The 12,590-nt window shown below is 59.9% G+C and carries 13 protein-coding genes; 6 read left to right on the forward strand and 7 right to left on the reverse strand.

Annotated features, from left to right (window positions below; genetic code table 11):
• Window positions 1–4 precede the first annotated feature (4 nt).
• Both GGD46_RS11015 and GGD46_RS11020 read left to right on the forward strand, forming a co-directional pair.
• Window positions 5–1,147: an NAD(P)/FAD-dependent oxidoreductase gene (locus GGD46_RS11015; protein WP_184703812.1), complete on the forward strand. Its 1,143-nt coding sequence runs from the start codon at window positions 5–7 to the stop codon at window positions 1,145–1,147.
• Window positions 1,148–1,167: 20 nt separating this feature from the next.
• The gene (locus GGD46_RS11020; RefSeq protein ID WP_184703813.1) at window positions 1,168–2,046 is read left to right on the forward strand and encodes a 50S ribosomal protein L11 methyltransferase; all 879 of its coding nucleotides are present in this window, start codon (window positions 1,168–1,170) and stop codon (window positions 2,044–2,046) included.
• Window positions 2,047–2,258: 212 nt separating this feature from the next.
• On the opposite strand, the gene GGD46_RS11025 is transcribed toward GGD46_RS11020, so the two are convergent.
• Window positions 2,259–2,399: a hypothetical protein gene (locus tag GGD46_RS11025; protein WP_184703814.1), complete on the reverse strand. Its 141-nt coding sequence runs from the start codon at window positions 2,397–2,399 to the stop codon at window positions 2,259–2,261.
• Between the two features lie 343 nt (window positions 2,400–2,742).
• Here GGD46_RS11025 and GGD46_RS11030 point away from each other — a divergent pair, with 343 nt between their 5' ends.
• A complete protein-coding gene (locus GGD46_RS11030) occupies window positions 2,743–4,578 on the forward strand; it encodes an aminopeptidase P family protein (protein WP_184703815.1) in 1,836 nt (611 codons plus the stop codon).
• Window positions 4,579–4,628: 50 nt separating this feature from the next.
• Here the strand turns inward: GGD46_RS11030 and GGD46_RS11035 are convergent, their stop codons facing one another.
• On the reverse strand, window positions 4,629–4,940 hold the full coding sequence (locus GGD46_RS11035) for an AzlD family protein (protein ID WP_184703816.1): 312 nt from the start codon (window positions 4,938–4,940) through the stop codon (window positions 4,629–4,631).
• A gap of 2 nt (window positions 4,941–4,942) precedes the next feature.
• The gene (locus tag GGD46_RS11040; protein ID WP_184703817.1) at window positions 4,943–5,665 is read right to left on the reverse strand and encodes an AzlC family ABC transporter permease; all 723 of its coding nucleotides are present in this window, start codon (window positions 5,663–5,665) and stop codon (window positions 4,943–4,945) included.
• Window positions 5,666–5,907: 242 nt separating this feature from the next.
• Between GGD46_RS11040 and GGD46_RS11045 the strand changes: the two genes are divergently transcribed.
• A complete protein-coding gene (locus tag GGD46_RS11045) occupies window positions 5,908–6,159 on the forward strand; it encodes a DUF2164 domain-containing protein (protein ID WP_184703818.1) in 252 nt (83 codons plus the stop codon).
• A gap of 7 nt (window positions 6,160–6,166) precedes the next feature.
• Here the strand turns inward: GGD46_RS11045 and panB are convergent, their stop codons facing one another.
• The 3 genes from panB to GGD46_RS11060 all read right to left on the reverse strand — a co-directional run bounded on the left by panB (window position 6,167) and on the right by GGD46_RS11060 (window position 8,909).
• A complete protein-coding gene (gene panB, locus GGD46_RS11050; RefSeq protein ID WP_184703819.1) occupies window positions 6,167–6,988 on the reverse strand; it encodes a 3-methyl-2-oxobutanoate hydroxymethyltransferase in 822 nt (273 codons plus the stop codon).
• Window position 6,989: 1 nt separating this feature from the next.
• Window positions 6,990–7,865, reverse strand: coding sequence for a pantoate--beta-alanine ligase (panC, locus tag GGD46_RS11055; RefSeq protein WP_184703820.1), 876 nt, complete (start codon window positions 7,863–7,865; stop codon window positions 6,990–6,992).
• 339 nt (window positions 7,866–8,204) lie between these two features.
• Window positions 8,205–8,909 (reverse strand): SDR family oxidoreductase, encoded by a 705-nt coding sequence (locus tag GGD46_RS11060; protein ID WP_184703821.1) that lies wholly within the window; start codon window positions 8,907–8,909, stop codon window positions 8,205–8,207.
• Window positions 8,910–9,033: 124 nt separating this feature from the next.
• Here GGD46_RS11060 and GGD46_RS11065 point away from each other — a divergent pair, with 124 nt between their 5' ends.
• Together GGD46_RS11065 and GGD46_RS11070 are read left to right on the forward strand one after the other, a co-directional pair.
• Entirely contained in the window at window positions 9,034–9,924 is an 891-nt protein-coding gene (locus tag GGD46_RS11065; protein ID WP_184703822.1) for a LysR substrate-binding domain-containing protein, read from the forward strand.
• A 128-nt stretch (window positions 9,925–10,052) separates the two neighbouring features.
• Window positions 10,053–11,450, forward strand: a complete 1,398-nt coding sequence (locus GGD46_RS11070) for a hypothetical protein (protein WP_184703823.1) — start codon at window positions 10,053–10,055, stop codon at window positions 11,448–11,450.
• 5 nt (window positions 11,451–11,455) lie between these two features.
• On the opposite strand, the gene GGD46_RS11075 is transcribed toward GGD46_RS11070, so the two are convergent.
• Entirely contained in the window at window positions 11,456–12,541 is a 1,086-nt protein-coding gene (locus GGD46_RS11075; RefSeq protein WP_184703824.1) for a glycosyltransferase family 4 protein, read from the reverse strand.
• Between the last annotated feature and the right edge of the window lie 49 nt (window positions 12,542–12,590).

Raw genomic sequence — 12,590 nt, forward strand, 5'->3', positions numbered from 1 at the left:
TTGAATGGGAACCGCGGCTAGCAAAGAAAGAAGATCCATTTTGATTGCAGGAGCCGGGCCTGCCGGTCTCACCGCGGCGCTCGAGCTTGCCCGGCGCGGCTTTGTACCACGCATCGTCGATGATAGCTCCGGCCCCACGCCCGCTGAAGAGAGCCGCGCTCTTGGGGTCAACGCCCGCACGCTGACATTGCTTTCTCCCTCCGGTGTCGCGGAGCGCATTATCGAAGCTGCCCAATCCATCGATCGTTTCCGTTTCCATTCCGGCGAAAAGACGCTTTTCGAGCTGGATCCAAGGCAGGTGAGCGGCCGCTTCAGTGCCATTCGCTGCCTGGCCCAAGGGCATACGGAGCGCCTGCTGATGGCAGCGCTTGCGAGCTACGGCATCGCGCCTGAATGGCAAACGGCGATCGTTGCAGGCGAGATCGCCGACTTGCAGAGGCCGGAGGTTACGCTTCGACATCCGGACGGTACAATGGAGACGGTTCGCCCGGATATTCTGGTCGGTGCCGATGGCGCCCATTCCGTCGTGCGGAAGGCCATGGGCGCAGGCTTTCCGGGCGAGGCGCTGGAGGCCTATTTCTATCTTGTCGATTTTCGCTATGCGGAGCCTGTCGATACCCATTTCGGTGATGTCTCGGTGTTGGATCCTGGCATGATCGGTCGCTTGCCGGTGGCATCCGATGTCATTCGCTATATTTCGACGCTGGAGGATTTCGAAAACCGGATCGTTCATCCGGCCGCGATTGCCGAGAGGATCTGGGCCTCGCAGTTTCGCATTCATTTTCGCCATGTCGAACCGATGGCCAAAGGCAACGTGTTTTTGGCAGGCGATGCCGCTCATATCCATTCGCCAGCCGGCGCCCGCGGCATGAATCTCGGTATCGAAGATGCCTGCTGGCTTGCCTGGCTCATTGCGGAAGGCCGCGAACAAGAGTATTCGGCCTTGAGAATTCCCGCCGTAAAACAAGTGTTGAAGCAGACTTATGGCCTGACGCGACTGATCACCATGACAAATCCGCTGGCAATTGCGGCGCGCAATTTCTTTGCGCCGCTGCTTTTGGGCTTCGGACCAGTGCGACGAGCCCTGCTTCGGAGCATAGCCGGTTACGATACGCCAAGGCCGCCGTGGATCGATTGGGCCGAGTAAGAACAAGAAAGAACGACGAGTTGAGCGAAATCCGCCTTTATGTGACGACGACCGAGAAAGAGGCAGGAGAGATCCTCGACCTGATGACGCCGGTTTTCGAGGATGAGGAACTGCCGATCGCGACGACCGAGATCGACGAGAAGAAAGATATTTGGGAAGCCTCCATCTATCTTTATGCCGATGACGAAGAGGACGTCCGCAGCCGTTTCGAGGCGCTCCTGAAGCCGACGTTTCCGGGTTTATCCGTTCAAAAGGAAGTCATTCCCGATATCGACTGGATCGCAAAATCGCTTGAGGGACTGAAGCCCGTCCGTGCCGGGCGCTTCCTCGTTCATGGTTCGCATGATCGCGACAAGGTCGGCGCGAGCGATATCGCGATTGAGATCGAAGCCGGACAGGCGTTCGGAACGGGCCATCATGGGACCACGGCCGGCTGCCTCGAAACGATCGAGAAGGTTCTTGCCAGCCGGCGCGTGCGCAACGCGCTCGATCTCGGCACGGGCAGCGGCGTGCTGGCGCTTGCCGTGCGCAAGCTGCGCAATATTCCGGTTCTGGCGACCGATATCGATCCGGTTGCCGTTCGCGTTGCCCGCGAGAATGTGCGCAGCAACGGGATTGCCTCAGGCGTTACGCTAGAGACTGCGCCGGGCTTTCATTCCACGGCTTTCTCGCGTCATGGGCCTTTCGATCTGATCATAGCCAACATTCTGGCGCGTCCGTTGATCAAGATGGCACCGCAGCTGGTCGCGCATCTGGCGCCGGGCGGCTCGGTCATTCTTTCGGGCATCCTGGCTGAGCAGCGTTGGAAGGTACTCGCCGCCTACAACGGCGCCAAGCTGCGTCACGTCCGGACGATCTGGCGCAACGGCTGGGTCACCATTCATCTCGACCGGCCCTGAGCCGGCCGGCTTTTTCTTGACGTGACGTGATTCTGGCCAGAGGAAACAAAAAAGGCGGTGCCGAAGCACCGCCTTCAGATCGGCTTTCGCCGATCTTGCCCGCGAGCGTGTGTGGAGGAGTGCTCAAGCGGGCTCTAGCGTTCTGATCATGATCCGGGAGGGAGGAGGAGAACCGGACCGCGATCTGCTTAGAACGCGTAGCGCATAAACTCTTAGCGGCGATCGCCACGGCTTGCGCCGATTGCCCGTGCGGTTTCGACTTCGAGCTGACGAAGTGCGCCGACGGAGTGGCGTACGGTGCGACGCTCGCCAGCCAGCGCCGGGCTAACATATGCGGAGCGAGTGATAGGCATTGTCTTTAGTCCTTAGTTCGAGCTGGTTCTTCGTGAACCCCGTTTGATGCGGCGGATATAGCGACTCGTTCCTCTGAGTGGCAGGGGGGAGGCTTCATGGGAGCTATGCGCCATATGCATATTGTCTGCCGTGAAGATGTCACAATCAGAAGACGATGCTCATGAAATGGGCGGATTCGTTAACGGCATCGTGAAGGATACGAGCGGGGCAGGGCTGCCGAATAGCTACCGCATCGATAGTTTTCACAGAGCTTGGAAAATCACGTCGCACTTCGAGCATTGATGCTCTAACATACTGGCACCATTCAGTTTCACGGATTCTCCATCAGTCTCGGATCAAGCTATGTTTCAGTCTTTTGACGTCACCTCCACCCCGCAATTCGGCCGCGAGCGCGTTGCCGGCCTGCGTGCCGTCTTCGGCGATCTCGGTATTGACGGCTTCCTGGTGCCGCGTGCCGATGAATATCAAGGCGAGTATGTACCCCAATGCTCGGAGCGCCTGGCATGGCTGACCGGCTTCACTGGTTCGGCAGGTGTTGCGCTTGTGACACATAGCCAGGCGGTGGTTTTCGTGGACGGCCGCTATGTCACCCAGCTTGCCGAGCAGGTCGATGGAAGCGTCTTCACAGGCGGCGATCTGGTGAACGAGCCGCCGCATGTCTGGCTGCCGCGCCATGCAAAGAAGAGATTCCGCCTGGGGATAGATCCTTGGCTGCATACGGGCGCGGAAGTGCGGCGGTTGGAAAAGGCTCTAGCCGAGATCGATGGCAAGCTCGTGTTCCTCTCGCATAATCCACTCGATAAGCTCTGGTCGGATCGTCCCGCAGAGCCGCTCGGCGGCGTCATCATTCAGGATATCGGTCAGGCGGGCGTTCTCGCCAAGGACAAGCTCGCGACGATCGCGGCCAATCTCAAAGAAAAGAACCTCAAGGCGGTCTTGATCACCGATCCGTCGTCGGTCGCGTGGATCTTCAATATTCGTGGCAGCGACGTTCCGCATACGCCGCATCCGCTGGCGCGTGCCATCATCCATGCCGAGGGTGCAGCGGAGCTCTTTCTCGACAAGCGCAAGACCAAGGTCGAGGCCGAAGCCTATCTTGCGCAGATATGCAAGCAGCTGCCGCCTGCTGAATTCACCAAGCGCCTCGCTGCGGCTGCCGCCAATGGCGGACGCATTCTCGTCGATCCGGATCTGGCTCCCTATGCTCTCACGGACATCATCCGCGGCGAGGGCGGCGAGATCGTCGAAGGCAGCGATCCCGCCAAATTGCCGCGCGCCTGCAAGAATGCTGCCGAAATTAACGGCTCCGCAGCCGCGCATCTGCAAGACGGCGCCGCCATGGTGGAGTTCCTCTATTGGCTCGAGACGAGCAAGCCGGGAACGGTGACGGAAATTGCCGCCGCCGAACGCCTGGAAGCCTGCCGCGCCCGCGTCGGCGAGAGCATGCAGAATCCGCTTAAGGATATTTCCTTCGATACGATTTCCGGCGCCGGTGAGCATGGCGCCATCATCCACTACCGCGTGACGACGGCGAGCGACCGGCTGATTAAGGCGGGCGAATTGTTTCTGATCGATTCAGGCGCGCAATACATCAGCGGCACCACCGATATCACCCGTACAGTCGGTATCGGCGCGGTCCCTGAAGAGCAGAAGCGCTTCTTCACGCTGGTGCTGAAGGGGATGATCGCCATCAGCATGGCGCGGTTCCCGAAGGGCACACGCGGTTGCGACCTCGATCCGCTGGCGCGCATAGCGCTCTGGAAGGCGGGCGTCGATTATGCCCATGGCACTGGCCATGGCGTCGGTTCCTATCTTTCCGTGCATGAAGGGCCGCAACGCATTGCCCGGCTTGCCGTGCAGGAACTGCTGCCCGGCATGATCCTGTCCAATGAACCCGGCTACTACCGCCCGGGTCATTTCGGCATCCGTATCGAAAACCTGATCTACATCCGCGATCCGGAGGAAATCGAAGGCGGCGACATGCCGATGCTCGGCTTTGAAACGCTGACCTTCTGCCCGATCGACCGCAGCCTGGTTCTCGTCGAATTGCTGACGCATGAGGAGCTGCATTGGCTGAATGAGTATCACACCAGAACACGCGAAGCCTTGATGCCGCTGATCCACGATCACGACATCCGCGCATGGCTTGAAAATGCCACGCTCGAGCTGAAGCACTAAAAGGCGCGAGCCCCATCCCGGCACAAAGCGGGATGGGGCTTTTTAACGTCTCAGGCGCCGATAGAATGGCGCCATGCCATCACGATGACCCAGCCCCCGACCAGCATATAGGTCGAGGGAAAGCGCAGGCCGACAAGAAGGGCTGCGAGCATGGCCACTTTCGTATCCCAACCGCCTATGAAGAAGGCGGGCGCGACGAGGGTCGTCAGGACGGCTGCAGGAACAGCGTTCAGCGCCGCTTCGACACGCGGTGGAATGCGGGTCATCTTGACGATCAGGATGTAGCCGCCGATTCGCGTCAGGAAGGTCACGACGGCCGCGGCGGCGATCAGCAGGACCATATGCGAATTGAAATCGAACATGGTCAGACCTCGTGGCTTTCGTGGGCTATATCGGGCTTGCGGTTCGCCTTCACCGGCGGCAGCACCGCGGCAAGAGCAACGCCTGCCAGTGCACCGAGGCTGACATGCCAGGGCGAGCCGACATAGCGATAGGCGATGGCCGACGCCACGGCGCTGGCGGCCACGACGGGCAGGAAGTTGTCCCGCTTGCGGAAGCCCATGACGATGCCAAGGAAATAGATCGGCAAAAGGATATCGAGGCCGATGGCTTTCGGATCGCCGATCAGGCTGCCGAGCAGACCGCCGATGAAGCTGATCACCACCCAGGGAATATAGACCATCGCGGCAAAGCCCATGTACCAGGCGAAGGTCACTGCCTTGCCGCTTTCATGCCGCTTGATCGTTTCGGCAAATTGCGGATCGACGAGCAGGAAGAAGGTGAAGAACTTTTCCACCACCGAGAAGTGCCTGATATAGCGCGCGATGGCAGCCGAATAGAGCACATGGCGGAAGTTCACGGCGAGGATCGACAGTACGATCAGCCACGCCTCGACGTTATGACCGAAGAGGTCGAGGCCCACCATCTGGCTGGCGCCGGCATAGACGGTGCCGCTCATCAGCGTCAGTTCGCCGAGCGACATGCCCTGGTCGCGCGCCAACGCGCCAAACAAGGCACCGAAGGGCGCCGCAGCAAGACCGACGGCGATGCCGCCCTTCATGCCTTCGAGAAAATCCGCGCGACTCATCGTCCGCTCTATCCTTTGTGGAAAACCCGGTGCTTTCGCCCGGATGCCGCTTTTGCAGTCCGGCCCGCAGATCAAGCGCCAGGTGAAATGCCTCGCCCCTTGCGAATCTGCCCCCGAGCGCTGTTCAATGGCGGGAGCTGTAAGCCGTGCGAGTGGAAGCAGCAATTCAATTTACTTGATGGATTAATTGATTTTCTTGAAGCAGTTCCCTGAACCTGCTTGTGAAATAGGAGATACGAAGCATGAAGAAGATCACCTTCACGAAGGAAGAGAAGTTGGTCATCACCGGGCGCCTGCAGCGCTATTTTTCAGAAGAACTCGACCAGACGCTCGGCGCGCTGCCGGCCGAATTCCTGCTTGATTTCCTCACAGCGGAGATCGGACCATATTATTACAATCAGGGTCTGCGCGACGCGCATGCGACGTTTATGAGTAAAATGGAAGACTTCGGCGAGGCGATCTATCTGCTGGAGAAGGAGCCTGCAAAGGGCTGACCGGATCTCATTTCTTCGGCTGGAAAGTGTGCTCCGTGGCCGGGAAGGTGCGTGCCCTTACTTCCTCGGCGTAGGCTTCGGCGGCTTTCGAAACCAAAGGTGCCAGCTCGGCAAAATGCTTGACGAAGCGCGGTTTGAAATCGTTGAACAAGCCGAGCATGTCGTCCGAAACGAGAATCTGCCCGTCGCAGGCGGCGGATGCGCCGATGCCGATGGTGGGAATCGCGATGGCGGCAGTGATTTCGCGTGCCAGCGGCTCGATTGTGCCTTCGATCACCATTGCAAAAGCCCCTGCTTCGGAGATTGCTCTGGCATCGCGGCGAATCTTGTCCGCTTCCTCATCCGAGCGTCCAAGAGACCGGTAGCCACCGGTCATATTGACCTGCTGCGGCATCAAGCCGACATGGCCGAAGACCGGAATACCGCGCGAGGTAAGGAAGGAAACAGTTTCGGCCATTTCCTCACCGCCCTCCAGCTTCACGCCATCGCAGCCCGTTTCCTTCAGAATGCGTGCGGCACTGCGGAAGGCTTGTTCCTTTGATTCCTGATAGGAGCCGAACGGCAGGTCGACGATGATGCAGGCGTGCTTAGTGCCGCGCATGACAGCCTGGCCGTGGCCGATCATCATTTCCATCGTGACGCCGACGGTCGTCTCCATGCCGTAGAGCACCATGCCGAGGGAATCGCCGACCAGAAGGAGATCGCAATGGGGATCGAGGAGGCGGGCAATCGGCGTCGTATAGGCCGTCAGGCTGACGATGGGACGCGTGCCTTTCATGGCTGCAATGGCGGCGGGCGTCCGGCGTCTGGTATGTCCGACCGTGCTCATCTCAGGCAGTCCTTTCGTTGGCGGACGGTTTGCGGCCGATGACGCTATTGTCGAGCAGGCGGGTGGTGCCGATGCGCACGAAAAGCGCGACGAGGACAGGATTCCCCTGAAGTTTCGTCAAGAGCTCCAGCGTGTCGGGATGACGGACGGCGGCGACTTCGGCAGTCGCGAGCGGCTCGCTCTCGATGAAACCGCGCAGAGCATTCTCGAAAGCTTCCGGATCGTCTGCACCCAGAGCGTAGAGCCTCTCGGCTTCCGCAAGCGCCTTTGGCACGATGGCGGCGGCGGCACGCTCTTCCTTCGAGAGGTAGACGTTGCGCGAGGACAGAGCCAAACCATCCGCATCGCGGACGGTCGGCACGGGCACGACACGCACCGGCTGCGCAAGATCCTCGACCATACGGCGGATGATCGCCACCTGCTGATAGTCTTTTTCGCCGAAATAGGCACTATCGGGCTGGACGATGTTGAAGAGCTTGGTGACGACGGTTGCGACACCGGCAAAATGCCCGGGGCGCACCGCGCCTTCCAGCTCTGCACCGAGAGTGGGCACGTCGACCACGGTTTCCATGGGGCGTGGATACATGTCCGCAACTTCGGGCGCGAAGAGGAAATCGACACCGGCCTGGCGCAGCATGGCGCTGTCGCGCTCAAGATCGCGTGGATATTTCGCCAGATCCTCATTGGCACCGAATTGCAAGGGATTGACGAAGATCGAGGTGACGACAACGTCGTTCTCTGTCTTGGCGCGGGAAACGAGTTCCATATGGCCTGCGTGCAGATAACCCATGGTTGGTACCAGGCCAATCCGGCGACCGGATCTGCGATGCTCGGCAAGCCGTTCGCGCAAGGTGGCTATCGTGCTGATGACATCCATAGTGACCCTCCTCCCAAGCAGTGCCGCCTCACACCACCCGTTTCCGTCCCTCGAATTCGCGGGGGCCTTCTAACGTGTGCAGTGCAAAAAAGCAAATTCTGGGGACGTCAAACCATCCCGAACCGGGTGTTTGTTTCCATTTTCGCACCTTACAGCACTGAATTCTAGAGAAACTATCGGGACCGTTAGCTGTCATCCGGCGAGCAAATGGTGCGCTGCAAGGGTTGCGGAGCGATGGCATGCCTTCGATCCGAAGCGACCTAATTCGGTTATCCCTTCCTCATAAAAACGCTCCCCAAAAGGGGAGCGAAAGCGAAATGGTGTCATGTCTCAAGGAGACTACACCGAGCGGGTCAATCCGCCGTCGACCTTTAGGTTCTGGCCGGTGATGTAGCCGGCTCCGTCGGAGGCGAGGAAGGCGACCGTGGCGGCGATTTCGGCGCTGGTGCCGTAGCGCTGCATCGGCACGCTCTCGCGGCGCTCCTCGGTGGCCGGCAGGCTGTCGATCCAGCCGGGCAGGACATTGTTCATCCGCACATTGTCGGCGGCATAGGTGTCGGCGAAAATCTTCGTGTAGGAGGCAAGGCCCGCGCGGAAGACTGCGGAGGTCGGGAACATCGGCGAGGGTTCAAAGGCCCAGGCGGTAGAGATATTGACGATGACGCCGGACTTCTGCTTCTGCATGATGGGGGCGACGAGGCGTGTCGGACGGATGACATTCATCAGATAGACGTCGAGGCCGGTGTGCCATTGTTCGTCGGTGATCTCCAGGATCGGCGCGCGCGGGCCGTGGCCGGCGCTGTTGACGAGCACATCGATTCTTCCCCATTTTTCCATGGTCGCTTCGACCAGCCGCTTGAGATCGTCGTTGGACTGGTTGGAGCCGGTGATGCCGAGGCCACCGAGCTCTTGCGCCAGCGCTTCGCCTTTTCCGGAGGACGACAAAATCGCCACCTTGAAGCCATCGGCTGCAAGACGTCTGGCGCTTTCGGCACCCATGCCGCTGCCGCCTGCGGTGATAACAGCCACTTTTTCTATCGACATTTTCGGTTCCTCCGTTGTCTCGTTACGGTAGAGTTGATTGCTTCAAATTTACCGGTGGAATATCATCTTTCTCGCGCGCGAGCGAAGCAGTTGCGTTCTTATTTGACAGTAGAAAAACTATCACATGGATGGCTCGGTCGGTAAACTTCCCTCTCTCAATGGCCTCAAGGCGTTCGAGGTGGCGGCGCGGCATCATAGCTTCAGGCTTGCCGCCGAGGAACTCGGGGTCACGCAAGGGGCGGTGGCTCAGCAGGTGCGAGGGCTTGAGGCGGAGCTCGGCGTCAAACTGTTCGAGCGGATGCCGCGGAGCCTGGTCCTGACGGGCGAGGGGCGCGGCTATTTCGCGGACATCAGGCGCGCCTTTGAAATTATCGCGCAAGCGACCGGCGATCTCAGGCCGCAACCCGTCAGGCTTACCATCAGCACGACGCCGACTTTTGCGTCGAAATGGCTGATCCCGCGCCTGCCGGACTTTACGGCCCGTCACCCCGACCTCGATCTTCACATCCTCGCGACCGAGCGCATGTCCAGCTTTCAGGCCGATGGAGTCGATCTTGCCGTGCGTTATGGACGGCCGCCATTCGGCCCGGGACTGGCGGTAGAGCTGCTCTTCGAGCAGGAGATCATCGCTGTCTGCAGCCCTGTGCTGCTGCGGGATCGGGAGTCGCCCAGGACATCTGAGGAGCTCGCGGCTTACGTACTTCTCCATGACGCGCATAATTCCTGGCCGGAATTCATCGACAGGCATTTGGGCGGCGCGGCACAGGCGCCTTATAAGGGCATCAGCTTCAATCAGACGTCGCACGCCATCGAGGCGGCCATTGCCGGGCAGGGGATCGTCCTTGCCAATCGCGATTTCGTTGCGCGAGATTTGGCTGAGGGGCGGCTGATGCAGATCATCGAGGGATCGCTGAGCGGCCTTTCCGATTTCTACCTCGTGTGGCCGCGCTATCGGAAATCGGCAGCCTTGGAAACGGTCATTGCCTGGGTGGGCGAGGAGGCAAGACGGAAATAGGGTAGCCTGTGCCGACGCTGGCGGCGCCGCTTTCCTGGTCGGGTGCAGCCGACGCGATGATCTCCCGGCTGCGGACTCTTCCGTTCCGGATTAGCGCTTTTCTCAATCTTTTACTGTTAGCTGCCCGCATGGCAAAGATCGTAGCGTTGGCAGCATATTTCTATCAGGCGGCAGTGGCATTCGGGCTGCTGATCGCGGTCGCGCATTTGCTTACGCCGGCGGATTATGCGGCCTATTCGCTTTTCATCACCATCAGCCAGTTTGCCGCGATCTTTTGCTTCGAGTGGATCCGCCATGCCTGCAGCCGGTTCTATCCGGGCTCTGAGCCCGGGAGCGAAGCCCCGGAGCGAAAGGCGCTGATGGTAGAGTTTGCTGCATGCGCAGTGATTTGCCTGGTCGCCGCATCCGCATCGATCTTCTTTTCGGTTCCTGCCGAGACTGCGATGCTTGGCGGCGTTGTTGCGGTTCTGCAGGGCGGAAGCGATCTTCATCTCACCATGCTGCGCTTTCGTCAGGAGTTTCGTGCCTTTTCACGACTACAGGGATCGCGCGCCACCATTCTTGCTGTCGGTACGCTTGCAGGAGCAATCGCAGCTCCGAACTTCACAAGCACCATCGTCGGACTGCTCGCCGGCTATCTTGCTTACGGTTTATGGGCGGCGTTTCTGACCAGGGACAGTCTGCGCGAGGCAGCGCGCCTGGAGTCGCCGCTGATCCGCAAGCATTTTGTCTATGGCAGCGTTGCGGCCAGCGCCTCGGTGCTCGGCCTACTAGCACCATTGGGTTTGAAGTCGATTCTGACGGCCGCTTTGGGGGCAGGAGGGGCTGCAGGCGCACTGCTGGCACTCGATTTGCTGCAGCGTCCGTTCGTGCTGATCGTTTCTGCGCTGCAGGCCATCCAATATCCGGATGTGGTTGCCTCCCACGATCGCGAAGGGGTAACTCCTGCGTTCAGTAAGCTGCTTGGAGATTATTATTCGCTGCTGACCGGTCTGACCTTGATGACCGCAGCAGGGATTTTCGCCTTGTTGCAACCCATAGCGCAATTGGCCATTTCAGCGGGCTTGCGCGACGGATTTCTTGCGAGTGCACCTTTTATCATCGGCCTTTCGGTGTGTCGCGCGCTGACGTTGAACATGTTGCCGACACCTGCGCATCTTCAGCGCCGATTGCTGGCGATTTTCCTGTTGGCGCTGATCGATTGCGTGCTGCTGAACGCCGGGACGCTGCTCGGCGGCTACTTCGGCTCATTCGACGATGGCGCCCTCATGTGCGGTGGCATGATCGGGGCGCTGGTGACACTGGTGATCGGGGTGAGGATACTCGCCTTACTACCCTTCAACTTCAACTGGCGGCCAGTCATTTTCTCCGCAATTGGTCTTGCTGTGCCGGTGCTTGCGACGATCGGATTCACGTATTCGCTCTGGATCTCGGTGGCGATCGGCGTCGGCGGCGGCGCTCTGTTCTGCCTGCTCGGCCTTCACTGCTATTTCGTCACGATGTTTCGGCCGCAGGCCCGAACCTAGATCCGTCAAAGCGCTGCCAGCATGGACAGCACGCGCTCCGCGCTGCCGTTCCAGGAAAAGCGCCTGACATTCTCGTGGCCGCGTCGGCGTAGATCGTCACGCAAGGCGCCATCTGCGGCAATCTTCTGCATAGCGGCGACAAGCTCGCTCTGTTGGGTGGGATCGAAGTAGAGCGCCGCATCGCCCGAGGCTTCGCGGACTGCGGGGATATCAGCCGCCAGAACCGGGCAGCCCTGCGTCATGGCTTCCAACGGCGGGATGCCGAAACCTTCATAGAGGCTTGGGAAGACGAAGGCAGTGGCGTGCCGTTCCAAGGCGGCGATCTCAGCATCCGTCAGACGGCCGGGAAAGAGGAGTCGGTCGTTGGATTGCGGACCTTCCGATTTGAATACGGTTGGTGCGGTGCCGCCGACCACCACGAGCTTTTGATTTTCGTCGCCGAGCGCCTCGAAAGCCCGGATGGCGAAATCGAGATTCTTGTTCGGCTTCATCGTGCCAACAAGAAGGAAGAAGCCGTTGGTTTGTAATCCGAGGCGCTGGATGATAGCTTGATCGGGTTCAATGGCGGCGAAATGATCGACGGCGTTGTAGACGACATCGATGCCGCCCGCGGGAACCCGGAAAACGGAGGCGAGTTCGTCGCGCGAAAATTCCGAAACCGTGCCGATCTTCGCCGTGCGGGTGAGCACCGTGCCGAGCGCGCCATGCAGCAGACGGTAGCTGCGCTTGAAGGATTGTGGGTGCCGGAAGATGGTCACATCATGGATGACCACCACCTGGCGGCGATGCAGGAGAGGGCCGCTGCCGCCGAAGCCGATCAGCCGGCTGCCGCGTGAGCGAGAAAGCAGCGATGTCTGTTCCCATATATGACCGGGGCCAGAGCCGAAGGAATCGACTTCTATGGCTGAAAGATCGATGTCGACGCGCGTATTGCGCGGCACAGCCAAGCGCCATCTCGCGCCCTTCAATGCGGCCGGCACGGCGCCAGCCGCGACCTTTCTATCGAGCGCCAGCGTCAATTCGCGTGCAAAACGCTGCACGCCGGATAATGGCTGGCCAAGAAACCGCCCGTTGATGGTAATCGATTGCACGCGAACGCCCCGGTATTTCATTGATCGGGAGCAGTCTGCATCATTTTCC

Source organism: Martinezella lusitana (assembly GCF_014207095.1).
GTDB lineage: Bacteria > Pseudomonadota > Alphaproteobacteria > Rhizobiales > Rhizobiaceae > Rhizobium > Rhizobium lusitanum_B.

Coding starts and splice junctions, on each gene's coding strand:
- GGD46_RS11015 (WP_184703812.1), top strand. CDS start 5: ATGGGAACCGCGGCTAGCAAAGAAAGAAGATCCATTTTGATTGCAGGA.
- GGD46_RS11025 (WP_184703814.1), bottom strand. CDS start 2,399: ATGCCTATCACTCGCTCCGCATATGTTAGCCCGGCGCTGGCTGGCGAG.
- GGD46_RS11030 (WP_184703815.1), top strand. CDS start 2,743: ATGTTTCAGTCTTTTGACGTCACCTCCACCCCGCAATTCGGCCGCGAG.
- GGD46_RS11035 (WP_184703816.1), bottom strand. CDS start 4,940: ATGTTCGATTTCAATTCGCATATGGTCCTGCTGATCGCCGCCGCGGCC.
- GGD46_RS11040 (WP_184703817.1), bottom strand. CDS start 5,665: ATGAGTCGCGCGGATTTTCTCGAAGGCATGAAGGGCGGCATCGCCGTC.
- GGD46_RS11045 (WP_184703818.1), top strand. CDS start 5,908: ATGAAGAAGATCACCTTCACGAAGGAAGAGAAGTTGGTCATCACCGGG.
- panB (WP_184703819.1), bottom strand. CDS start 6,988: ATGAGCACGGTCGGACATACCAGACGCCGGACGCCCGCCGCCATTGCA.
- panC (WP_184703820.1), bottom strand. CDS start 7,865: ATGGATGTCATCAGCACGATAGCCACCTTGCGCGAACGGCTTGCCGAG.
- GGD46_RS11060 (WP_184703821.1), bottom strand. CDS start 8,909: ATGTCGATAGAAAAAGTGGCTGTTATCACCGCAGGCGGCAGCGGCATG.
- GGD46_RS11065 (WP_184703822.1), top strand. CDS start 9,034: ATGGATGGCTCGGTCGGTAAACTTCCCTCTCTCAATGGCCTCAAGGCG.
- GGD46_RS11070 (WP_184703823.1), top strand. CDS start 10,053: ATGGCAAAGATCGTAGCGTTGGCAGCATATTTCTATCAGGCGGCAGTG.